Below are 21,707 nucleotides of genomic sequence, written 5' to 3'. Positions count from 1 at the left end.
TCGCCCCCCTTCGCGCCTGCTGGAGTTCAAGTGTCGACCCTTCTGCAGATGTTCCGCGCCAGGCCCGGCCTGAAGCTCCAGGGCAGCGGTGTCTATCTGCGCCCGCCGCGCGTGTCCGATCATAGCGCCTGGGCCGATCTGCGCCGCCAGTCGCGCAGCTTCCTGCAGCCCTGGGAGCCCACCTGGGCCGAGGACGACCTGGGTCGTCGCGCCTTCCGCGCCCGGCTGGGCGCCTATGCGCGCGAACTGGAGACCGGCGAGGCATGGCCGTTCTTCGTGTTCCGCAAGAGTGACGACGCCCTGATCGGCGCGGTGCGGCTGTTTCACGTCCGGCGCGGCGTGTCCCTGAGCGGCACGGTCGGCTACTGGCTGGGTCAGCCCTACGCGCGCCAGGGCCACATGACCGACGCCGTCGCCACCGTGATCCGCTTCGCCTTCGAGGGGCTGGGGCTTCACCGGATGGAGGCCGCCTGCATGCCGGAAAACGCCGCCTCGGCCGCGCTTTTGATGAAATGCGGCTTTTCCGAGGAGGGTTACGCCCCCGCTTATTTGAAAATTAACGGCGAGTGGCGAGATCATCGTCTGTTCGGACTTGTTGCGCGATCCTAGCGCCGGTCCGGGCGAGAGACGCCGAGGTGGCGTTGGGATCGAGTATGTCGTTTCGGGCTACGGACCGTAAGATCTGGGACACGACCGCCACGCTGGAAGCGTTGGGCGCGGCCGATGTCGCCCTGTGGGTCTGGGAGCCTGAAGCTGACCGCCTGAGGGTCAATGGCGCCGCCCGGGCGCTGGGTCTTGGCCCGCTGGCCCCTGAATGCTCCTCCGCCGCCTTCCGCGCCCTGGCCCTGCCGCAGGACCGCGCCCAGGCCGAGGAAGTGCTGAAGTTCCGCGAGCCCGGCTCGGAAGTCATGGCGCGCTTTCGCATGCGCGGTTTCGAAACCTGCATCTGGCGGGGCGTGTGGCTGGAGGAGGGCGTGCGCGCCGCCGGCGTGGTCGCCCCCGAAGTGAAATTCGCCGCGTCCGAGCGTTGCGACCTGACCGGCCTGCTGGACCGCAAGAGCTTCATCGCCCGCGCCCGCGAGCGTCTGCGCCTTGAAGGCGTGCATGAGCTGGTGGTCGCCGATGTCGATCGCCTGCGCCGCCTGAACGAGGCCCTGGGCCACGAACGCGCCGACCTGGTTCTGGCCGCCCTGGGCTCACGCCTGGCGGCCGCCTTCCCGACCGGCTCGATCCTGGGCCGGATCGGCGAGGACGAATTCGCCGTGCTGTGCGAGCCGAGGGGCTTCGAGCCGGCCGAGCTGCTGCGCAACGCCCTAGAACAGCCGCTGCGGATCGCCGGCTTCGATATCCACCCCACCCTGTCGATCGGGGCTGTGAACGCCGAGGGCGGCGAAGATGCGCCCGAGGCGACCGAACTGCTGCGTCGCGCCGAACTGGCCGTCGAGGCCGCATCCTCGGCCGGTCGCGGCGGCGCCGCCGCCTATGGTCGTTCGATGGAGACCGACGGCCTGTCGCGCCTGGCCCTGGAGGCCGACCTGCGCGGCGCCATCGCCCGCGGCGAGATCACCCCCTATTTCCAGCCCGTCGTGCGCCTGTCGACCGGCGCGCTGTCGGGCTTCGAGGCCCTGGCCCGCTGGCTGCACCCGCGCCGCGGCATGCTGCCGCCCGACACCTTCCTCCCGCTGGTCGAGGAAATGGGCCTGATGAGCGAGCTGGGCGAGCACATGATGCGCACCGCCGGCGCGCAGCTGGCCGCCTGGCGCCGCAGCCATCCGGCCGTCGGGGCCCTGACCGTCAGCGTCAATCTGTCGACCGGCGAGATCGACCGTCCGGGCCTGGTCGATGACGTGGCCGAGGTGCTGCGGATCAACAACCTGCCGCGCGGCGCCCTGAAGCTGGAAGTCACCGAAAGCGACATCATGCGCGACCCCGAACGGGCCGCCGTGATCCTGCGCACCCTGCGCGACGCCGGGGCCGGCCTGGCCCTGGACGATTTCGGCACCGGCTTCTCGTCGCTGCAGTATCTGACGCGCCTGCCGTTCGACACCCTGAAGGTCGACCGCTATTTCGTCCGCACCATGGGCAGCAATCCGGGTTCGGCCAAGATCGTCCGCTCGGTGGTCAAGCTGGGCCAGGACCTGGACCTGGAAGTCGTCGCCGAAGGCGTCGAAAACGCCGAAATGGCTGCCGCCCTGCAGGCTCTGGGCTGCGACTACGGCCAGGGCTTCGGCTACGCGCCGGCTCTGTCGCCGCAAGAGGCCGAGGTCTATCTCAACGAGGCCTATGTGGATGGCGCCGCGCCGGTGAAGGCGCGGGGCTGAAGTCCTCCCCCTAGCGGGGGAGGTGGTCGCGAAGCGACCGGAGGGGGAAGTCCCTTCTGTTCATCGCCCCCTCTCACCGTCGGCTGCGCCGACCCCTCTCCCACAGGGAGAGGACTCTTAAGCCCGTCCCGCCTGCGTCGACAGGTGATCCGCAGAAATCCCCAGCTTGGCCAGCGCCCGCGTCCACTTGTGCTCATGGTCGTCGTCGAACAGCAGCTCCTCGTCGGCGTCGCAGACCAGCCAGATGTTGTCGCGTACCTCCTGCTCCAGCTGGCCCGGACCCCAGCCGGCATAGCCCAGGGCCAGGATCGCCCGGCGGGGATGGTGGATCTGGCTGCCCAAGGCGTCCAGCACGTCGCGGGTAGCGGTCAGGGCCAGGCCGTCGTGCAGGGGCAGGGTCGAGTCGGGCGAGTTGAAGTCGTCGGTGTGCAACACAAAGCCGCGCTCCAGCTCGACCGGACCGCCCAGCAGAACGAGGGTGTTCTGGGTCTTGATCTCGGAGCGAACGCCCAGCTTGTCGAGCAGCTCGAACACCGTCAGGCCCTCGACTGGGCGATTGACCGTGATGGCCATGGCCTGCTCTTCGTCGTGGGCGCACATATAGAGGACCGCGCGTTCGAAGCGTTCGTCCTCGATGCCCGGCATGGCCACCAGCAGGCGCCCGGCCAGGAAGTCCGCCTCGTCATGCGTGTCGCGGTTCATGGACACAGGATCGGGATAGAACGCGACGGTTTCAAGTCGAACCTTGGGGTTGGCGCGTTGTCGTCGGACCTATATTCGATTTGCGCACTCTCAAAGGACAGGACCAAGCCCATGACGATCAAGGTTGGCGATACGCTTCCCGCGGCGACTTTCATGACCAGCACGGCCGAAGGCCCTGCGCCGGTCACCACCGACGACCTGTTCAAGGGCAAGACCGTCGCCCTGTTCGCCGTTCCCGGCGCCTTCACCCCCACCTGCTCGGCCAAGCACCTGCCGGGCTTCAAGGACCACGCCGCCGAGTTCAAGGCCAAGGGCGTTGATGCCATCGCTTGCGTCTCGGTCAACGACCTGTTCGTGATGAAGGCCTGGGGCAAGGACCAGGGCATCACCGACGAAGTGATGCTGCTGGCCGACGGCAACGGCGACTTCACCCGCGCCATCGGCCTGGAGTTTGACGGCTCCAAGTTCGGCATGGGCTCGCGCTCGCAGCGCTATTCGCTGATCGCCAAGGACGGCGTGGTGACGTCGCTCAACGTCGAAGAGGGCGGTGAGTTCAAGGTCTCGTCGGCGGACTACATGCTGGGCCAGCTGTAGGGATCGCAAAAGCCCTCTCCCTGATGGGAGAGGTGTCGGCGTAGCCGACGGAGAGGGAAGTCTGGCTGAGCGTCAGCTGCACTTCCCCCTCCGGCGCTTCGCGCCGCCTCCCCTTCAGGGGGAGGACTTCTTCTCGATCTAAACCCCCAGCATCTCCGGCGTCGTCGCTTCCAGATCCGCCGCTCCCAGCATGACGCCGGCCACCTGCCCCGGAACCTGGGCCAGCACCGCCTCGGCATAGATCCGCGCCAGAGCCTGTTTGGTCGACAGCCACCCGGCGTCGCCGTCGCCCGCCGCCAGGGCCGCCGAGGCCGCCAGGGCGCCCTTGGCCAGCATCCAGCCGCCGACCACGTCGCCCAGCAGTTTCAGATAGGCCGTTGCGCCCGACAGCGCGTCGGGCATGGCCCGCGCCCGACGCTCGATCAGCCAGGCCGTGGCGGCGCTGGCCGCGTCCAGGGCGGTCTCCAGGCGCCTGGCCATCGTGCCCAAGGCCGGATCGGCGGCCGCGTTCAGGGCGTCGATCGTGTCGCGGATGTCGTCCATCAGGTCGCCGATCGCCTGGCCTTCGCCAAGGCTCAGCTTGCGGCCGACCAGGTCGATGGCCTGGATGCCGTTGGTCCCCTCATAGATCGGGGCGATGCGGGCGTCGCGATAGTGCTGGGCCGCGCCGGTTTCCTCGACAAAGCCCATGCCGCCGTGGATCTGCACGCCCTGCGAGGCGACCTCGACGCCCATGTCGGTCGACCAGGCCTTGGCGATCGGGGTCAGCAGCTCCTCGCGCAGCTTGGCGGCGACGCGCTGGTCCTCGGTGGCGCCATGGGTGGCCAGGTCGGCGGCGACGCCGGTCGACAGGCAGATGCCCCGCGCCGCTTCGATCCGGGCCTTCATCAGCATCAGGGTGCGGCGCACGTCGGGATGGTCGAACAAGCGGGCCGCGTTCTCGCCGGTCCAGGCCGAGCGGCCCTGCCGGCGCTCCAGCGCGAAAGCGAGCGCTTGCTGATAGGCGCGCTCGGCGATGGCGACGCCCTGGGCGCCGACCTGCAGGCGTGCGGCGTTCATCATCGTGAACATGTGGGCCAGGCCCGAGCCCAGCTGGCCGACCAGCTCGGCCTTGGCGCCCTCGAACAGCATCACGCAGGTGGGCGAGCCATGGATGCCCAGCTTGTGCTCCAGTCCGCCGGCCCGCAGGGCGTTGGCCGCGCCCAGGGCGCCGTCCTCGCCGACCAGGATCTTGGTCGCCAGGAACAGCGAGATGCCCTTCACGCCGGGAGGCGCGTCCGGCGTGCGGGCGATGATCAGGTGGACGATATTGTCGGCGACGTCGTGGTCGCCCCAGGTGATGTAGATCTTCTGGCCCGACAGGGTGTAGCCGCCGTCGCCATCCGGCGTAGCCATCGTGGTGATCGCCGCCAGGTCCGAGCCGGCCTGGGGTTCGGTCAGGTTCATGGTGCCGGTCCATTCGCCCGAGACCAGATGCGGCAGATACAGGCTTTTCTGGCGGTCAGAGCCGTGGTGGGCCAGGGCCTCGATCGCTCCCAGGGTCAGCATGGGGCACAGGCCAAAGGCCATGTTGGCGGCCTGGAACATCTCGAAGACGCCGACCTCCAGGCTTTTGGGCAAGCCCTGGCCGCCATGGTCAGGATCCGCCGCCAGGCCGTTCCAGCCGCCTTGGGCAAACTGCCGATACGCCTCACCGAAGCCTGGCGCGGCGCGGACCACTCCGTTTTCCAGTTTCGCGCCTACCAGATCGCCCTGGCGGTTCAGCGGGGCCAGAATGTCACTGGCCAGGGCCCCGGCCCCTTCCAGCACGGCCTGAACCGTGTCGGCGTCGGCGTCGGGAAAGGCGTCGGAAAGGCGATCAAAGCCGGCCGCGTGCCGCAGCGAAAAAGCGATGTCACGGACAGGGGCGCGGTAGGTCATGAACGGCGAGGCTCCAGATTATCGGTGTTCTGTTTAGGCGCGAGTGGCGGCGGGGCCAAGCTGGCGCGACGCTCGTTCAAGAAGTCACGGCTTCGTGATGTTGCGGCCCTTTATCCTTGCGCGGGACTTCTTAAGTCGAGGCAATCGCAACTGCTACAATCACAGTTTGGAGATTCCGACCTATGGCCCGTCCCTTCGCCTACGCCGCGCTCGCCGCCGCGCTGTTCACGGCGCCCGCCGCCCTGGCCGCGCCGGGTGTCAAATCGACCAGTCCCGCCGACCTGCCGGCCGGCAACTATGTGCTCGACAAGACCCACGCCGTGCTGACCGCCAAGCTCAGCCACATGGGTTTCTCCAACTACACCCTGCGCTTCACCAAGCTGGACGCCAGCTTCACCTATGATCCCAAGGCGCCGGAAGCCTCCAAGATCACCGTTGCGGTCGACCCCGCCTCGATCGACACCTCGACGGGCGCCGACGCCTTCGGCCTGAAGTTCAACAAGGAGCTGGTCGGCGACGGCTGGCTGGAAACGGCCAAATATCCGACCATCACCTTCGTCTCGACCAAGGTCGATGTGGGCGACGGCAAGACCGGCAAGGTCACGGGCGACCTGACCTTCCATGGCGTGACCAAGCCGGTGGTTCTGGACGTCACCTTCAACGGCGTCGGCGGCGCCTTCATGCCCGGCAGCGTCAAGACCGGCTTCTCGGCCTCGACCATGATCAAGCGCTCGGAATTCGGCGTTTCCAAGTATGTTCCGCTGGTCGGCGACGACGTGACGCTGAACATCGAAGTCGAGTTCGACAAGAAGTAAGCCGGCAGACATTTTTGAGCGAAGTGGCCTCCGGTTCGCGTCAAGACAATGCATAAGATAGAAGTCTAGACCGACTCTGGAGAGCCTGATGGCCGCGACACGCACGCGCTACACGACGGTGGCGATCGTCATTCACTGGCTGATCGCCGCGGCCATCATCTTCCAGATCATCCTTGGCTGGAGGGCGGGGGACGGTCCCAAGGGACCGGAGACCTTCGCCCTCTTCCAGCTGCACAAGTCGATCGGGATCACCATCCTGCTGCTCAGCCTGTTCCGGCTGGCCTGGAAGCTGACCCATACGTCGCCGCCGCCGCCGGTGGGCCAGCCCAACTGGGAGCGCATCGCCTCGCACGTGGTGCACTGGGGCTTCTATGTGATCATGATCGGCCTGCCACTGACCGGCTGGATCATCGTCTCGGCCAGCCGCACCAATATCCCCACCGTGCTGTTCGGGGTCGTTCCCTGGCCGCACCTGCCGCTGCTGCCCGATCTTGCGGAGGGCGCCAAGCACGTCTGGCACGAGATCGGCGAGATCAGCCACGGCGTGCTGGTCAAGACCACCTATCTGCTGCTGCTGCTGCACCTGGGCGCGGTGGCCAAGCATCAGATCCTCGACAAGGACGAGGTGCTGGATCACATGGCGCCGGGCGCGCGTCCGGGCTGGAAGGAGCCGCGCGCCTGGCTCGCCGCCGCCGGCCTCGCGGCGGTGATCGCCGCCGGCTATCTCTACACCCCCGCCGTCAAGCCGGTGGCCGCGCCTGCGGTCGCCGAGGAGCCTGTTGACGCCCCGGTCGCCCCGCCCGCAACGCCGGAGGCTGCGGCGACGCCGGCCGAGGCCGCCGCCGCGCCGGTCGCGGATCCGGCCCTGAAGGATCCCGTGGCCTGGACGGTGGCCAAGGGCGGCAAGCTCGGCTTCACCGCCTCCTGGTCGGGCGACGCCCTGGAGGGCAGCTTCACCCGCTGGACCGCCGACATCCTGTTTTCGCCCGAGGCTCTGGACCGCTCGAAGCTGACCGTCAGCATCGACACGGCCTCGGCCCAGACCGGCGACGCCCAGCGCGACGAGAGCCTGCCCAGCGGCGATTTCTTCGACAGCGCCAGCCACCCCAAGGCGACGTTCACGGCCACCAAGTTCCGCAAGACCGGCGAGGGCCGCTACATCGCCGACGGGACCCTGGACCTGCGCGGTGTCAAGAAGCCGCTCAGCCTGCCGTTCAGCTTGAAGATCGACGGCGACACAGCCACGGCGCGCGGTGTAACCAGCCTCGACCGGACGTCGTTCGGGGTCGGACAGGGCGAATGGGCGAGCACGGATCAGATCGCGGCCAAGGTGAAGGTCAGCTTCTCCCTGAAGGCGACACGCAAGTCGTAGAGGCCGCGCGCGCCCTGGCCGCCGGCCAGTTGGTGCTGCTGCCCACCGAGACCGTCTATGGTCTGGGCGCCGACGCGGCCAATCCGGCGGCCGTGGCGGCGATCTTCGAGGCCAAGGGTCGGCCGCGCTTCAATCCGCTGATCGCCCATGTGGCCGACGTCGAGACCGCCGCGCGGATCGCCGTCCTCGACGACCGCGCCATGGCCCTCGCCCGGGCCTTCTGGCCCGGCCCCCTGACCCTCGTCGCGCCGATCCGCGACGCTTCGGCGGTCTGTGATCTGGCGCGGGCCGGGCTCGACACCGTGGCCATCCGGGTGCCCGGCCATTCGCTGGCGCGCGCCGTTCTGGCGGCGTTCGGCGGGCCGGTCGTGGCCCCCTCGGCCAACCGCTCGGGCCGGCCCAGTCCCACCACCTATGCTGACGCCTTTGGCGAGACCGGCGGCGCCTGCGCCGTCACGCTAGATGGCGGTCCCTGCGAAGTCGGGCTGGAATCCACTGTGGTCGCCGTGCTCGACGGCCCGCCGCGCCTGCTGCGCCCCGGCGCCGTGACCCGCGCCCAGCTGGAGGCCGTGGTTGGTCCTCTCGCCGAGGCCGAGAACGACGCCAAGCGCTCGCCCGGACGCATGGCCCTGCACTATGCCCCCGACGCGCCGGTGCGCATCGATGCCGCCGCCCCCCTCGTCGGCGAGGCGTTCCTGGCCTTTGGTCTGTGGCCGGACGGGGAGGGCGTGTTCAACCTCAGCCCGACCGGGTCGCTCAGCGAGGCCGCCGCCAACCTGTTCTCGTTCCTGCGCGCCGCCGATCGGACCAGACCCCTCGGCATTGCCGTGGCGGCCATTCCTCAGGAAGGCTTGGGCGAGGCGATCAATGACCGGCTTAGACGCGCGGCCGGGTTCGTGGGATAGAGGCCGATGAAATTCAAGATCATGTACCTCGAGGACAAGTCCAAGGGCCTTAACGGTCCCGCGCGCATCGGGCGGGTGGGGTCGTCCAAGACGGGCGAGACCCTCTACTATGCCGGCCGCTCGTTCGAGGCCCTGCGCAATTCGGGCCTGAAGGCCAATTTCCGCGATCTGGAGACGGGCCAGCCCTTCTGGATCGCCAAGGCCCGCAAGGATGGCGGCGACCGGCTGTTCAAGGGCGCTGGTGATCCGGCCGTGATCGACGACGACGCGCGCGAGGAATACTGGGCCAAGATCCGGGGCATTCCCGATCCAGACCTCGGCTAGGCGTCCAGCGCCGAGCGCACGTCGGTCAGCGGAAAGTCGTCGCCCTTGTAGAGCAGCGGCGCGTCCAGCGCCTTGGCCAGGGCGTAGGCGAAGCAGTCGCCCATGTTCAGCCCCGCGCGATGAACGCTTTTCCCCCAGCGTAGGTAGGCGTCGAGGGCGGCCCCGGCTTCTACGATCTGGGTCTCAACCACGTTCTGAGAGTGCAGCCAGGCTTGAAACCCCTCAGCTGTGAAACGAGCGTCGCGAAGGACAAGAACCAGTCCCGCCTCCATGATGTTGACTGTCGTCGCGAAGGCTTGGTCAGCCTTTGACAGCGCCTCCTCCAGAATCTCGTAGCCGGCTTCGTGCCGAGCAATCGCGACGAGGGCCGAGGCATCCACGACCAGGGTCATGCGTCGTCGATCTCGGGAATGTCGGTCGGCCAAAGCGCATCCCAGTCAGCCTTCGTCATCGGGCGTAGGGGCAGCGGCTCCTTGTCGAGTCCTGTGACGCGCCGAAACGCCTCTGTAGCCGCGCGCATCTCTTCCAGGGTCCGCTTGCGAACCTTCGGCGGCTCGCGCGCCAGGGCTTCACGCGCCAACGCGTCGATCGCGCCCGTGATCGTCGTGCCCCGTAGAGCGGCGACTTCGCGAACGATCTTTTCGGTCTCGGGGTTCTTGATGAAGATGCCCATGGCAGGCTCCGGGGGTATATACCCAAGTATATCCTATTCTGGCCCGCTCCAAAAGCGTATCCTCCCGCCCCATGACCAAGCCCGTTCCCTCCCCTTCTACCCTTGGGGATACCCTGTCCCGCCTCAAGGCCGTGCTCGGCGAGGGCGGATGGAGCCAGGATCCCGCCCGCCTTGAGCCCAAGCTGGTCGAATGGCGCGGCCGCTGGCGGGGCGAGACGCCTCTGCTGGTGCTGCCGCGCACGACGGGCGAGGTCGCCGCCGTGGTCGGTATCTGCGCCGCCGACGGCGTGGCCATCACCCCGCAGGGCGGCAATACCGGGCTGGTGGCCGGCCAGATCCCGCACGGCGAGATCCTGCTCTCCACCGAGAAGCTGCGGGCTGTTCGCGATGTCGACGGCCTGGACGACGTCATGGTGCTGGAGGCCGGCGTCACCCTGTCCGAAGCCCATGCCCAGGCGGCCAGCGTCGGTCGCCGCTTCACGGTGGGGGTGGCCTCGGAAGGGTCCTGCACGATCGGCGGCCTGGTCTCGACCAATGCCGGCGGCACCGCCGTCCTGCGCTACGGCATGATGCGCGAGCAGGTGCTGGGCCTTGAGGCCGTGCTGCCCAATGGCGAGATCTGGAAGGGCCTCAAGCGGCTGCGCAAGGACAATACCGGCTACGACCTCAAGCAGCTGCTGATCGGGGCCGAGGGCACGCTGGGCGTGGTCACCGCCGCCAGCCTGAAGCTGCACCCGCTGCTGGCCTCGCGCGCCGTCGCCATCGTCGGCCTGGGCTCGCCGGCCGACGCCATCCAGCTGCTGGCCCGCGCCAAGGACGAGACCGGCGGGGCGGTCGAGGCCTTCGAGCTGATGGGCCGGCTGGGCTTTGAGCTGACGATCCGCAACGTGCCGGGCCTGCGCGATCCGCTGCCCTCGATCCATCCCTGGTACGTGCTGATCGAGATCGCCAGCGGCGAGCCCGGCGCGGCCGAGGCGGCGCTAGAGCGGCTGCTGACCAGCGCCCTGGAGCGCGGCCTGATCAGCGACGCGGCCGTGGCCCAGACGCAGACCCAGATGAAGGCCTTCTGGCACATCCGCGAGGGTCATTCGGCCGGCCAGAAGCCCGAAGGCGCGGCCTGGAAGCATGATGTCAGCGTGCCGGTCTCCAAGATCCCGGTCTTCATCGCGCGCGCCAACGCCGCCATCGCCAGCGCCTATCCCGGCACCCGCATCGTCGCCTTCGGCCATGTGGGCGACGGCAATGTCCACTATGACGTGCTGCGACCCATCGGCGGCGACGAGGACGCTCACGAGGCCCTGCGCGACGCCGGCGCCAGGATCGTCCACGACATCACCGCCGGCCTGAACGGCTCGATCAGCGCCGAGCACGGCCTGGGGGCGATGAAGACGGCTGAGGCGCTGGGCTACAAGGATCCGGTCGAGGTGACGGCCCTGCGGGCCATCCGTTCGGCGCTGGACCCCAAGCGGATCATGAACCCGCGCGTGCTGTTCTAGCCCGCAGCGCCGCCACGATCGCGATCACGGCCCCCAGCGGGATCACCGCCTTGTGGAAGCCGGCCATGTGGCCGGGGCCCAGCAGGTTGATGGCCAGCGGAATAAAGCCCCAGCGGCCCGTGTCGATCTCCATCCAGAACGCCCCGACCCCGACCAGGCTGACCAGACACCACAGAACGCGAAAGCGCAGGGCCCTGGTCGCGGCGACCAGGATCAGCGCCACGACCATCGGGATCGGCCAGGCGAGGGCGGCGAGATGGCCGAGAGCTTGGGGCGTCATGCGAGCGGGATAGCGGGCCCGCGGGGCGGCGTCGAGGGGCGGGCCGGAAAGCGGGCTTTCCGGTATTCGGCAACGGGTGGTTAGCGGACGCTGTCGCCCAACTGGGAAAGGGCGTCGCTCACTTCCACATGTGTCGGAGGCCGGCTGTTATCCGCTAGAAAGAAGATCGTTGTGGCGACGGCATCGTCTTCCCAGTCGAAGTCTTCGCTCATGATAAGGGCGTCCGCGACGTAGCTGGCCGCTTCGAACGATAGGTGACCTTCGGCAACAGCAGTCAGCAAGCGCCTTGCATGGGTTCGGGTGACGGTCGTGGACGGCCCATCGCTTAGCAGGATCGAGCCTACGCCTTCTGAAGCCAGAGCCGAGTTGCAAGTTGTGACTTCTTGCGCGATCTCGCGACTGAAAGCTTCGGCTGGGCTCAGGCCAGTGAGAAACGCAACGAGAGACGGGTGTTCCATAAAGCCAGATTACACCTAGCTCGAATGTCCGCTACGGGTCGAAAGCACCTTTTGCCTTCCCTCCCGAAAGTGGACGCCCCGCGTCCCGCTCATCCTTAAATCTCTTGGAGGCTGCAGCGTGCCGGTCTGTCCAGGTCAGTCAAGGCCCGGTCTTCGACCGGCCGCTGCGCGGCGGCCCGGAGGGCCGGCCTTGAGTGACCTGGACAGACCGGCGATCTTCTCGCCGTGAGATTTAAGGATGGCTCCCTTCGGCGCGAAGGGGGGCGGGGCGCGCTCCCAAGTCCTCTCCCTGAAGGGGGAGGCGATCACGAAGTGATCGGAGGGGGTAGTGCTGCTGAGCCGGAGGGGTCTTCCCCGCCGGCAACCGGCCGCCTCCCCCTTCAGGGGGAGGGCTTTGCGGCCAGCACTGGGATAGAGGGCGCTCAATCCCCGTACTTTCCGGGACCGAGCTCAACAAAACCAACCGCTTGTAAAATAGTTGATCGCGCCAATCCTCGGCGCTCAAACCCGCTGCATAATCAGAGCTGTCCCCGTCGCAGGGGGAGGGCGCCTGGTACCGGCCCAAAGCGGCGATGGGGATGGAGCTGAGCGGGGCCGCGACGCCCTGGAAGGCGGGTCGAGGTGTGCGGGCTGTCTCAGAAGGACGGACCAAACGCTGAGTGGCTTGTCGGCCGGGTGCACGCGGGTCGAAGAGGGCGAGGGATCGTAAACCCGCCTATCGCGCATCGTCGGCGTCGAGACGGTTAGCCGATTGACGGGATGCGCGCCCGTACGGGGGCTCTTGGGTATCAGAGCTGAAAGACGCTCGCTTGGCCCGATCCTCACGCAAGAACAGCTTCTGCGAAGCGGACAGGTCGAGCCGAAACGCAAACAACACATCACGGTCATCCGGGTCCGCCCCGGCCGCTTCGCGCCTCCCCGACCCCTTCAGTGGCTGATGCCGCGTGAGGCTGAGAGCCCGTGTCTTCTCCCTTCCCCCTTGGATGGGGGAAGGGCGGGGATGGGGGTGACCCCGCCAGACGATTTCACGCAAGGCCAGCCACATCCTGAACCGCTTTCACCCCCATCCCCAACCCTTCCCCCATCAAGGGGGAAGGGGGCCAGTGACCATCAATCACCAACCTCCCGCTAGCGAACCCCGTCAGGACTCTCTATCTCCCGCCCATGCTGATGGTCATCTCCCCCGCCAAGTCGCTGGACTTCACCGCCCCCGATCAGGTGCTGCCCCTGACGACGCCCGAGCTGAAGGGCAAGATCGCCGAGCTGGCCAAGGTGACGCACAAGCTGACTGCCGCCGATCTGCGCCGGCTGATGCACATCTCCGAAAAGCTGGCCGATCTGAACCGCGAGCGCTTCCAGGCCTTCGATCCGCAGGTCGAGGATGGCCTGCAGGCCGTGATCGCCTTCAATGGCGACGTCTATGGCGGGCTGGCGGCGCGGGAGCTGGATCGCCCGGCCCTGGAATGGGCCCAGGACCATCTGCGGATCCTGTCGGGCCTGTATGGCGTGCTGCGGCCGCTGGACGCCCTGCAGCCCTATCGCCTGGAGATGGGCACGCGGCTGAAGACCAAGCGCGGGTCCAACCTCTATGACTTCTGGGGCGAGACCATCGCCCAGTCGCTCAATGCCGCCGCCCAGGGCCATGCCGATCCGACCCTGGTCAATCTGGCCAGCCAGGAATATTTCGGGGCCGTCGACGCCAAGGCCCTGAAGCTGCCGGTCGTCACCTGCCATTTCAAAGAGGAGAAGGCGGGCCTGCTCAAGGTGCTGGGCTTCTTCGCCAAGAAGGCCCGGGGCCGGATGGCGCGTTACATCATCGACAACCGGGTCGAGCAGGCCAAGGATCTCAAGGCCTTCGACCTGGACGGCTATGCGTTCCGTCCCGCGCTCTCGACCGACACCGATTGGGTTTTCGCTCGCCCCCAACCCTGAATTCATCTACCGATGAATTTATAAGCGCTCGCCCTGCGTCATGGCGAGTTATATGCTGCGCTGCAGCAAATATTAGGGTCGCAATTAAAGGAACCGCGTCGCCATGGCCGTTGATTTCGGTTTGCAGGGCCAGGTCGCCATCGTCACAGGCTCGACCAGCGGCATTGGCCACGCGATGGCCGATGCGCTGGCCGCCCAGGGCGTCAATATCGTCCTGAACGGTCTGGGCGAGATGACCGCCATCGAGCGAACCCGCTCCGAACTGGCCGAACGGCATGGCGTCGAGGTGCTGTACAACGGCGCCGACATGACCAAGCCCGACCAGATCGCCGACATGGTCCGCGCCGCCAAGGCCGAATTCGGCGAGCTGGACATCCTGATCAACAATGCCGGCATCCAGCATGTGGCCCCGGTCGAGGACTTTCCCACCGACAAGTGGGACCAGATCATCGCCATCAACCTGACCTCGGCCTTCCACGCCACCAAGGCTGCCGTGCCGATCATGAAGGCCCAGGGACGCGGCCGGATCATCAATATCGCCTCGGCCCACGCCCTGGTGGCCTCGCCGTTTAAGTCGGCCTATGTGGCCGCCAAGCACGGGGTGCTGGGCCTGACCAAGACCGTGGCGCTGGAAGTGGCGGCGTTCGGCATCACCTGCAACGCCATCTGCCCGGGCTTCGTGAAGACCCCACTGGTCGAGGCCCAGATCGCCGACCAGGCCAAGGCGCGCGGCATCAGCGAGGAGGCCGTCATGCGCGACGTCATCCTGGCCAGCCAGCCGACCAAGCAATTTGTCACCTTCGACCAGCTTTCCGGCATGCTGCTGTATCTGGTTTCCGACGCCGGGGCCTCGGCCAACGGCGCCGCCTTCCAGATCGACGGCGGCTGGGTGGCGCAATAGGCAAGGGACGGGTCATGCCCATCGGCCCGTTCAGGAAGAAGCCCGCCGGCCCCCGGCCCCTGAGCCTGGCCCTGCAGGGCGGCGGCGCGCACGGCGCCTTCGAATGGGGCATCCTCGACCGCCTGCTCGAGGAAGACGATATCGAGATCAAGGCGGTGACCGCCGCCTCGGCCGGGGCGATGAACGCCGTCTGCCTGGCCCACGGCCTGGCCGAAGGGGGCGCTGAGGGGGGCCGCGCCAAGGCCCGCGAGACGCTCGAAGCCTTCTGGCGGGGCACAAACCGGGCCGGCGGCCAGAACGTGTTCGGCGACTCCGCCATCTGGACCAAGGCCTTCGCCGGCCCCGACTGGCTCAAAAATACCCCCGGCTGGCGCATGGCCGAGACCCTGGCCATGAGCCTGTCGCCCTACGAATTCAATCCGTTCAACCTCAATCCGCTGCACGATGTGCTGGAAGCGGCGGTGAACTTCGAGACGATCCGCCAGCGCTCGCCGATCAAGCTGTACATCGCCGCCACGGCGGTGCGCCTGAGCAAGGCCAAGATCTTCCGCGAGACCGAGCTGACCGCCAAACACATCATGGCCAGCGCTTGCCTGCCGCAGGTGTTCCAGGCCGTCGAGATCGACGGCGAGCCCTATTGGGACGGCGGTTTTCTGGCCAATCCGCCCCTGTGGCCTTTGTTCTATGACGACACGCCCGACGACATCCTGATCGTCAGCCTCAATCCCTTCGTCCGCGACGAGACGCCAAGGTCGCCGGGCGAGATCATGGACCGGCTGAACGAAATCACCTTCAATTCATCGCTGGCCGCAGAGCTGCGGGCCATCGGTTTTGTACAGAAGCTGCTGGATGACGGGCTGCTGAAGGACACCGCCAAGGGCCGCTATCGCAAGATGCTGGTCCACGCCATCACCGCCGACGGGCCGCTGGCCGACCTGTCGCTGTCGACCAAGTTCAACACCGAATGGAGCTTTCTGCTGGACCTCAAGGAACGGGGCCGAACGGCCGCCCAGACTTGGCTGGACGACTGCGGAACCTGTATCGGCGTCAAGTCCAGCATCGACCTGAAGACCGGATTTCCATGAACCACCCTGTGCCTACGGTCGGTGTGGTCTGTCTGCGCGGCGACCAGGTGCTGCTGATCAAGCGCGGCACGGCGCCCCGGCTTGGCCAGTGGAGCCTGCCGGGCGGCCGAATGGAGCTGGGCGAGACGACGATCGCGGCCGGCCTGCGCGAACTGAAGGAAGAGACCGGCGTCGAGGCCACGATCCTGGGCCTGATCGACGTGATCGACGGGATCTTTCCCGCCCGGCCCTCCCTTGATGGAAAAGTCGGCGAGATCACCCGCCACTACCTGCTGATCGACTATGCCGCCCGCTGGGTCTGCGGCGAGCCGGTGGCCGGCGACGACGCGGCCGAGGCGCGGTTCGTCTCCCGCGAGGAAGCCATGGCCCTGGTCGAATGGGACGAGACCCGGCGGATGATCACCGAAACCTATGAGCGGTTTGCGGCATGACCACTGTGGATGCCCCCGTCCCCCGCCACGGGATCAGCGTCAACGCCCTGATCCTGATCGGCGCCGTCGTCGCCCTGGGCTGGGCGCTGACCATCCCCACGGCCCTCACCGGCTTCCTGACCTTCGCCTTCGTGGCCCTGGCCTGGGTGCTGAGTGTGGGCGTCCACGAGTTCGGCCACGCCTTCGTCGCTCACAAGGCGGGCGACACCACCATCGTCGGAAAGGGCTACCTGACCCTCGACCCGCTGAAATATTCCGACCTGTCGACCACCCTGATCTTTCCGCTGATCGCCCTGGCCCTGGGCGGCATCGGCTTTCCGGGCGGGGCGGTCTATCTGCGTGAGGACCTGATGCGCACCCGGACCTGGCGGTCGCTGGCCTCGCTGGCCGGTCCGCTGGGGACGCTGGTCGTGCTGATCGTGATCGCCGTGGTCCTGCCGCTGTTTGGCAACCGCGCGCCGGCCCTGACCAACGCCCTGTCGCTGCTGGCCTTTCTGCAGGCCAGCGCCCTGGTCCTGAACCTGCTGCCGGTTCCGGGACTGGACGGCTATGGCGTCATTCGCCCCTTTCTGCCCGAAGGCGTCCGCGCCAGGCTGGTGAAGGTGGAGCTGATCGGTTTCCTGATCCTGTTTGGCCTGATCTTTTTCGTGCCCGGCGTCAGCGCCGTGATCTTCGGCACCGCCGGGGCCGTGGCGGGGCTGCTGGGCGTTTCGTTCGACGCCATGGGCGCGGGCTGGGACGCCTTCCGCTTCTGGGGCAGCGCCGGTTGACCTAGCGGGCACTTGACCGGGCGACGCTTCGCACCTCTCTTTCAAACAAACGTTCAAGGGAGAAACGCCATGGCCTACGCGCCGTTCAATCTGGCCGGCAAGGTCGCGCTCGTCACCGGCGGCAATCGCGGCATCGGCCTGGGCATGGCCAGCGCGATGGCCCAGGCGGGCGCCGACATCGTCATCTGGGGCTCCAACGCCGAGCGCAACCAGATCGCCGAGGGCGAGCTGCTGAAGCACGGCGTGCGGGTCATGGCCCAGACGGTCGATGTCTCCGACGAGACCCAGGTAGCCGAAGCCATGGTCGAGGCGGTGACGGCCATGGGCCGGGTCGACTCGGTATTCGCCAATGCCGGCGTGGGCTTTGGCTCGCCGTCCTTTGTGGACATGCAGACCGAGACCTATCGCAAGGTGCTGGCGGTCAACCTGGACGGCGTGTTCTTCACCCTGCGCGAGGCCTGCCGGCACATGGTGGACCGCGCCAAGTCGGGTGATCCGGGCGGCTCGCTGGTCGGCATCGCCTCGCTGGCCGCCATCGAGGGCGCGGCCCGCAACGAAGCCTATGCGGCGACCAAGGGCGCGGTGATCTCGATGATCAAGTCGGTGGCCGTGGAGCACGCCCGCTATGGCGTTCGCGCCAACGCCATCCTGCCCGGCTGGATCGCCACAGACATGACGGCTGGCGCCCAGGGCAATGCGGCCTTCGCCGAGAAGGTCATTCCCCGGGTCCCGGCCCGGCGCTGGGGCGAGCCCGCCGACTTTGGTGGCATGGCGGTCTATCTGGCCTCGGACGCCTCGAGCTATCACTCGGGCGACACCCTGATCATCGACGGCGGCTATTCGATCTTCTGATTTCTGGACTCCGGAGTCGAAGAAAACCCTTCTGCACAAGGGCCTTGCGAAGCCGCCGGCTTGGTGAGAGAGTTTTTCGGAAGGTAGCCTGGACGTCAGATCCGGGCGCCTTTCGAGGAAACGAAAAGATGACCCCGCAAGACGTCGTCGCTCTGGCTCCCCCGCGTGGCATGCTGGCCCTGATCGCCATCATGCTGACGGCGATGGCCGCCTGCTTCTTCACGACCGAGGCCACCACCGAGGCGGTGCGCAGCGACAGGGTCTGATCCCGCTGACCTCGCGGCACGCTTGCTAGCCTGCCGAACCGACGCTCATTCTCCTGGAAAATAATGGGAGGACGGGTTTCATGGCGCTGCATACGCCCCTTTGCGATCTACTGGACATCGAGCACCCGATCCTGCTGGCCGGCATGGGCGGCGTCTCCTACGCCCCGCTGGCGGCGGCTGTGTCGAACGCCGGTGGCTATGGCGTGCTGGGTATGGCTGGCACCTCGCCCGACTTCATCCGCGACCAGATGCGCCAGGTCCGGGCCCTGACCGACCGGCCGTTCGGCGTCGACCTGCTGGCCGCCACTCCCGACGCCCTGACCGACAGCGTCGAGGTCATCATCGCCGAGGGCGCGTCATCCTTCATCGCGGGCCTGGGCGTGCCGATGCCGATCATCGCGCGCCTGAAGTCGGCGGGCCTGAAGGTCATGGTCGTCTGCGGCGCGGTAAAACATGCGGTCAAGGCCGAGCAGGCCGGCTGTGACGCCGTGATCTGCCAGGGCGGCGAAGGCGGCGGCCACACCGGCCTGGTCGGCACCCTGCCTCTGGTCGCCCAGGCCGTGGACGCCGTGAAAATCCCCGTGGTTGCCGCCGGCGGCCTTCACGACGGCCGGGGCCTGGCGGCAGCCCTGGCCCTGGGCGCCCAGGGCGTCTGGATGGGCACGCGGTTCATCGCCTCGACCGAAGCCCATGCCGGCGACCTCTATCGTCAGGCGGTGGTCGATGCGGCTGACGAGGACACCGTTCGCACCCGTTGCTATTCGGGCAAGCCGATGCGGGTGAAGAAGAACCCCTATGTCGAGGACTGGGAGTCGCGCCCGGCGGACATCCAGGGCTTCCCCCAGCAGGCCATGGTCTCGATCCGCAATGGCGCCATGGGCGGCATCGGCGGCCAGATCGAAGGCCTCGAGGCCGAAAAGTCGTGCTTCGCCATGGGCCAGAGCGCGGGCGGCATTCGCGAGGTGCTGCCGGCCGGCGTGATCGTCGAGCAGCTGGTCGCCGAGGCCCGCGCGGCGATTAGCCGGATCGCCGCCCTCAATCGATAGCCTTCACCTCGGGCATAGAGCGCTTCGCAGGCCTGCCTCGCGCCTGCGAAGCGCACCCAGCCGGCGATTGGAGGCATGGTCGGACCCTGCGGCGCCTGGCTTTCACCGGCGCCAGCCATGATGGATCTTCCATGGGCGCGCCGCTTGTCCGGCCATAGCGCGCAAGCGGTGCTTTAGTTTCCAATCGACGCGGCGAAGCTTCCAAGGCAGGCTGGAGCGCACCACGGAGAACGCGGCATGCGCACTGGCTATGTCCTCAAAACGCGGCTCAGCGAGTACGGGGCCCTGTGGCTGGCGTCCTTTGTGCTGGTCCTGGCCGGCGCGGGCTTTGTCACCTTTGCCCTGGGGCGGGATCTGATCGAGGTCGCCGACACGATCCTGCCGATCAGTTTCGCTCTTCTCGGCCTGGCGGTGGTGGTCGGCGTGGGTGTGACCATGGTCTCGACCGCCAGCCTGATCGCCAAGTGCCTGGTCACCTTGCTGGCTCTGCTGCTGATCCTGCCACTGCTGTGGTCGCCGGTTCTGGCCGTGCTGATCATCGCGACGATCGGCCAGGTCGTGATCGAATATTCGCAAGCCTACGCCCAGTTCCGGATCGTGGTCAGCCAGTTGATCTATCCGGTGGTGGCGATGTTGGTAGAGGGGCCTCTGGTGGCGGCGGTCTGGAACGCCTTCCAGATCGTGGCTTCGATCGTCGGCTTCGTGGCCTCGGCCCTGCAGGTCTGGCGCGTGGTCAAGCCGTGGCTGGGGCGGTCGGCCCTCGAAGCCTGAGCTTGCTCAGCTCAGCAGTGTCGGCGCGGGCAGGGTGAAATCGTCGTCCTGCACGGCCAGCAGGACCAGCATGCCGACCCCCGTGGACTGCTCGGCCAGTCGCCCGGCCGCCTCTGCGGCCTGACGCTGCGTCGCGTAATGCCCAAATCGCAGGTGCTCGCCCACGATGGCCCAGTGATCGCCGACCCGGATGACGCCATAATGCACTTCAGTCATGATAGACCTCCTTGCAGTAGGGTTATCCTTGCGCCGATCCATGGCGATCGCAAGGCCCGATACGCCATCACATCGCCACGGACTCGCGCGAAGGGCGCGTAGTGGTGACATCAGAGCGCGAGCCGGGAATACTGTGACCATGCTTCGCTTGCCTGTCGCCGCCCTGATCATCGCCTGCATGGCCACCGCCGCCCTCGCCCAGGAGCGCGAGCCGGAAGAGCGCCAGCGTCTGCTGGACCTGGCCTATTCGCTGGGCGAGAGCCACGCCCTGCGGCAGACCTGCGAAGGCCTCAACGACCAGTTCTGGCGCTCGCGCATGGTGCGGCTGACCGAGGTGGAGCAGGCCGAACAGGCCTTTGACGCCCAGCTGCGCGAGCGATTCAACACCGGCTTTGCCGCGCGTCAGGGCGAGTTTCCGCTGTGCGACGCCGCCAGCCGCAAGGCCGAACAGCAGTCGGCGCGCAAAGGCCAGGCCCTGGCGCTGAAGCTCTCGCAATCCATTCGCGTGATCCCGCGTGGCGAGACCGCTCCGGATTCCATGGCGGAGGAGATCGCCCCGCGCTAACCTGCGCCTCTTGGTTGTGCAAGGAGCGTCGTCTTGGCCTCGTATCTGGTTCCGCTGGTCCTCCTGGTCCTGGCGATTTTTCTGGTCATCAGCGTCATCAAGATCGTGCCGCAGGGGCGCGAGTTCACGGTCGAGCGGTTCGGCCGCTATACCCGCACCCTCAAGCCCGGCATCAGCATCCTGACCCCCTTCGTCGAGACCATCGGCCGGCGGGTCAACATGATGGAGCAGGTGCTGGACGTGCCCCAGCAGGAGGTCATCACCAAGGACAACGTCTCGGTGAAGGTCGACGCCATCGTCTTCATTCAGGTGATGGACGCCGCCCAGGCCGCCTACAAGGTCGACAACCTGATGTACGCCATCACCCAGCTGGCCCAGACCAATCTGCGCACCGTGGTCGGTTCGATGGAGCTGGACGAAGTCCTCTCACAGCGCGACCAGATCAACACCCGCCTGCTGTCGACCATCGATCACGCCACCGGTCCCTGGGGGGTCAAGATCGCCCGCATCGAGATCAAGGACCTGACGCCGCCGGCTGACATCACCAACGCCATGGCCCGCCAGATGAAGGCCGAGCGCGAGCGCCGCGCCGTGATAACCGAGGCCGAGGGCGAAAAGCAGGCCGCCATCGCTCGCGCCGAGGGCCAGAAGCAGTCGGCCATCCTGCAGGCCGAGGGCCGCAAGGAAGCCGCCTTCCGCGACTCCGAAGCCCGCGAGCGGGAGGCCGAGGCCGAGGCCAAGGCGACCGCCTTCGTGTCGGAGGCCATCTCCAAGGGCGACGTCAACGCCATCAACTACTTCATCGCCCAGAAATATGTCGAAGCCTTCGGCGAGCTGGCCCGCTCGCCCAACGCCAAGACCGTCATCGTGCCCGCCGACTTCGCGGGCCTGACCGGAACGGTCGCGGGCGTGGCCGAACTGGTCAAGACGCTGGGCGGCTCCAGCGCCGTTGCGCCCACTCCGCCGATTCCGCGCACCAACACGCCGACCGGCGGCGCCAAGAGGGTCTGAA

Annotated in this window: 26 protein-coding genes; 19 read left to right on the top strand and 7 right to left on the bottom strand. The window is 67.4% G+C overall.

From position 1 onward, the window contains the following. Positions 1-48 precede the first annotated feature (48 nt). Complete coding sequence (locus tag ACN2C8_RS16120; protein WP_419255899.1) at positions 49-609, top strand: GNAT family N-acetyltransferase; 561 nt, start codon at positions 49-51, stop codon at positions 607-609. Between the two features lie 44 nt (positions 610-653). After that, complete coding sequence (locus tag ACN2C8_RS16115) at positions 654-2,321, top strand: putative bifunctional diguanylate cyclase/phosphodiesterase (RefSeq protein ID WP_419253036.1); 1,668 nt, start codon at positions 654-656, stop codon at positions 2,319-2,321. Between the two features lie 117 nt (positions 2,322-2,438). On the opposite strand, the gene ACN2C8_RS16110 is transcribed toward ACN2C8_RS16115, so the two are convergent. Then, positions 2,439-3,023 carry a YqgE/AlgH family protein gene (locus ACN2C8_RS16110; protein ID WP_419253035.1) on the bottom strand — a complete coding sequence of 195 codons (585 nt, stop codon included), beginning with the start codon at positions 3,021-3,023 and terminating at the stop codon, positions 2,439-2,441. A 111-nt stretch (positions 3,024-3,134) separates the two neighbouring features. On the opposite strand from ACN2C8_RS16110, the gene ACN2C8_RS16105 reads away from it, so the two are divergent. Then, positions 3,135-3,617, top strand: a complete 483-nt coding sequence (locus ACN2C8_RS16105) for a peroxiredoxin (RefSeq protein WP_419253034.1) — start codon at positions 3,135-3,137, stop codon at positions 3,615-3,617. 138 nt (positions 3,618-3,755) lie between these two features. On the opposite strand, the gene ACN2C8_RS16100 is transcribed toward ACN2C8_RS16105, so the two are convergent. Next, positions 3,756-5,537, bottom strand: a complete 1,782-nt coding sequence (locus ACN2C8_RS16100; protein WP_419253033.1) for an acyl-CoA dehydrogenase — start codon at positions 5,535-5,537, stop codon at positions 3,756-3,758. Positions 5,538-5,719: 182 nt separating this feature from the next. Between ACN2C8_RS16100 and ACN2C8_RS16095 the strand changes: the two genes are divergently transcribed. The 4 genes from ACN2C8_RS16095 to ACN2C8_RS16080 all read left to right on the top strand — a co-directional run bounded on the left by ACN2C8_RS16095 (position 5,720) and on the right by ACN2C8_RS16080 (position 8,953). Continuing rightward, on the top strand, positions 5,720-6,352 hold the full coding sequence (locus tag ACN2C8_RS16095) for a YceI family protein (protein WP_419253032.1): 633 nt from the start codon (positions 5,720-5,722) through the stop codon (positions 6,350-6,352). 88 nt (positions 6,353-6,440) lie between these two features. Beyond that, a complete protein-coding gene (locus tag ACN2C8_RS16090) occupies positions 6,441-7,724 on the top strand; it encodes a YceI family protein (protein WP_419253031.1) in 1,284 nt (427 codons plus the stop codon). After that, on the top strand, positions 7,652-8,629 hold the full coding sequence (locus ACN2C8_RS16085; protein ID WP_419253030.1) for an L-threonylcarbamoyladenylate synthase: 978 nt from the start codon (positions 7,652-7,654) through the stop codon (positions 8,627-8,629). The genes ACN2C8_RS16090 and ACN2C8_RS16085 overlap by 73 nt, the downstream gene beginning before the upstream one ends. Positions 8,630-8,635: 6 nt before the next feature. Next, positions 8,636-8,953, top strand: a complete 318-nt coding sequence (locus tag ACN2C8_RS16080) for a 1-deoxy-D-xylulose-5-phosphate synthase (RefSeq protein WP_419253029.1) — start codon at positions 8,636-8,638, stop codon at positions 8,951-8,953. On the opposite strand, the gene ACN2C8_RS16075 is transcribed toward ACN2C8_RS16080, so the two are convergent. Beyond that, positions 8,950-9,345, bottom strand: coding sequence for a type II toxin-antitoxin system VapC family toxin (locus ACN2C8_RS16075; RefSeq protein WP_419253028.1), 396 nt, complete (start codon positions 9,343-9,345; stop codon positions 8,950-8,952). The two genes, ACN2C8_RS16080 and ACN2C8_RS16075, sit on opposite strands and share 4 nt — an antisense overlap. Then, positions 9,342-9,626 (bottom strand): type II toxin-antitoxin system VapB family antitoxin, encoded by a 285-nt coding sequence (locus ACN2C8_RS16070; RefSeq protein WP_419253027.1) that lies wholly within the window; start codon positions 9,624-9,626, stop codon positions 9,342-9,344. The genes ACN2C8_RS16075 and ACN2C8_RS16070 overlap by 4 nt, the downstream gene beginning before the upstream one ends. Positions 9,627-9,697: 71 nt before the next feature. On the opposite strand from ACN2C8_RS16070, the gene ACN2C8_RS16065 reads away from it, so the two are divergent. Further along, positions 9,698-11,122 (top strand): FAD-binding oxidoreductase, encoded by a 1,425-nt coding sequence (locus ACN2C8_RS16065; protein ID WP_419253026.1) that lies wholly within the window; start codon positions 9,698-9,700, stop codon positions 11,120-11,122. Here ACN2C8_RS16065 and ACN2C8_RS16060 read toward each other — a convergent pair. Together ACN2C8_RS16060 and ACN2C8_RS16055 are read right to left on the bottom strand one after the other, a co-directional pair. Further along, positions 11,097-11,402 (bottom strand): hypothetical protein, encoded by a 306-nt coding sequence (locus tag ACN2C8_RS16060; protein ID WP_419253025.1) that lies wholly within the window; start codon positions 11,400-11,402, stop codon positions 11,097-11,099. The genes ACN2C8_RS16065 and ACN2C8_RS16060 overlap by 26 nt on opposite strands. Positions 11,403-11,482: 80 nt before the next feature. Next, entirely contained in the window at positions 11,483-11,683 is a 201-nt protein-coding gene (locus ACN2C8_RS16055; protein WP_419253024.1) for a hypothetical protein, read from the bottom strand. Between the two features lie 1,341 nt (positions 11,684-13,024). On the opposite strand from ACN2C8_RS16055, the gene yaaA reads away from it, so the two are divergent. The 9 genes from yaaA (at position 13,025) to ACN2C8_RS16010 (ending at position 19,914) form a co-directional block, all read left to right on the top strand. After that, the gene (gene yaaA, locus ACN2C8_RS16050) at positions 13,025-13,792 is read left to right on the top strand and encodes a peroxide stress protein YaaA (protein ID WP_419253023.1); all 768 of its coding nucleotides are present in this window, start codon (positions 13,025-13,027) and stop codon (positions 13,790-13,792) included. A 103-nt stretch (positions 13,793-13,895) separates the two neighbouring features. After that, the gene (locus ACN2C8_RS16045; protein ID WP_419253022.1) at positions 13,896-14,693 is read left to right on the top strand and encodes a 3-hydroxybutyrate dehydrogenase; all 798 of its coding nucleotides are present in this window, start codon (positions 13,896-13,898) and stop codon (positions 14,691-14,693) included. Positions 14,694-14,707: 14 nt separating this feature from the next. Further along, the gene (locus ACN2C8_RS16040; RefSeq protein WP_419253021.1) at positions 14,708-15,778 is read left to right on the top strand and encodes a patatin-like phospholipase family protein; all 1,071 of its coding nucleotides are present in this window, start codon (positions 14,708-14,710) and stop codon (positions 15,776-15,778) included. Further along, entirely contained in the window at positions 15,775-16,209 is a 435-nt protein-coding gene (locus ACN2C8_RS16035) for an NUDIX hydrolase (RefSeq protein WP_419253020.1), read from the top strand. Before ACN2C8_RS16040 ends, ACN2C8_RS16035 begins: the two co-directional genes overlap by 4 nt. Continuing rightward, on the top strand, positions 16,206-16,979 hold the full coding sequence (locus ACN2C8_RS16030) for a site-2 protease family protein (protein ID WP_419253019.1): 774 nt from the start codon (positions 16,206-16,208) through the stop codon (positions 16,977-16,979). The genes ACN2C8_RS16035 and ACN2C8_RS16030 overlap by 4 nt, the downstream gene beginning before the upstream one ends. A gap of 69 nt (positions 16,980-17,048) precedes the next feature. After that, entirely contained in the window at positions 17,049-17,831 is a 783-nt protein-coding gene (locus ACN2C8_RS16025; RefSeq protein WP_419253018.1) for an SDR family NAD(P)-dependent oxidoreductase, read from the top strand. Between the two features lie 128 nt (positions 17,832-17,959). Then, positions 17,960-18,097, top strand: coding sequence for a hypothetical protein (locus ACN2C8_RS16020; protein WP_419253017.1), 138 nt, complete (start codon positions 17,960-17,962; stop codon positions 18,095-18,097). 80 nt (positions 18,098-18,177) lie between these two features. Then, positions 18,178-19,143, top strand: a complete 966-nt coding sequence (locus ACN2C8_RS16015) for an NAD(P)H-dependent flavin oxidoreductase (RefSeq protein ID WP_419253016.1) — start codon at positions 18,178-18,180, stop codon at positions 19,141-19,143. Between the two features lie 237 nt (positions 19,144-19,380). After that, positions 19,381-19,914 (top strand): hypothetical protein, encoded by a 534-nt coding sequence (locus ACN2C8_RS16010; protein WP_419253015.1) that lies wholly within the window; start codon positions 19,381-19,383, stop codon positions 19,912-19,914. 6 nt (positions 19,915-19,920) lie between these two features. Here the strand turns inward: ACN2C8_RS16010 and ACN2C8_RS16005 are convergent, their stop codons facing one another. Then, complete coding sequence (locus tag ACN2C8_RS16005) at positions 19,921-20,130, bottom strand: hypothetical protein (protein ID WP_419253014.1); 210 nt, start codon at positions 20,128-20,130, stop codon at positions 19,921-19,923. Between the two features lie 139 nt (positions 20,131-20,269). Between ACN2C8_RS16005 and ACN2C8_RS16000 the strand changes: the two genes are divergently transcribed. Together ACN2C8_RS16000 and ACN2C8_RS15995 are read left to right on the top strand one after the other, a co-directional pair. Beyond that, positions 20,270-20,695: a TIGR02301 family protein gene (locus ACN2C8_RS16000; protein ID WP_419253013.1), complete on the top strand. Its 426-nt coding sequence runs from the start codon at positions 20,270-20,272 to the stop codon at positions 20,693-20,695. Between the two features lie 33 nt (positions 20,696-20,728). Then, positions 20,729-21,706 carry an SPFH domain-containing protein gene (locus ACN2C8_RS15995; protein WP_419253012.1) on the top strand — a complete coding sequence of 326 codons (978 nt, stop codon included), beginning with the start codon at positions 20,729-20,731 and terminating at the stop codon, positions 21,704-21,706. Position 21,707 lies beyond the last annotated feature (1 nt).

The organism is Caulobacter sp. ErkDOM-C (assembly GCF_048541825.1).
Taxonomy (GTDB): domain Bacteria; phylum Pseudomonadota; class Alphaproteobacteria; order Caulobacterales; family Caulobacteraceae; genus Caulobacter.
Note: the sequence above shows the minus strand (reverse complement) of the source record. Positions and strands in the feature narration are given on the sequence as shown.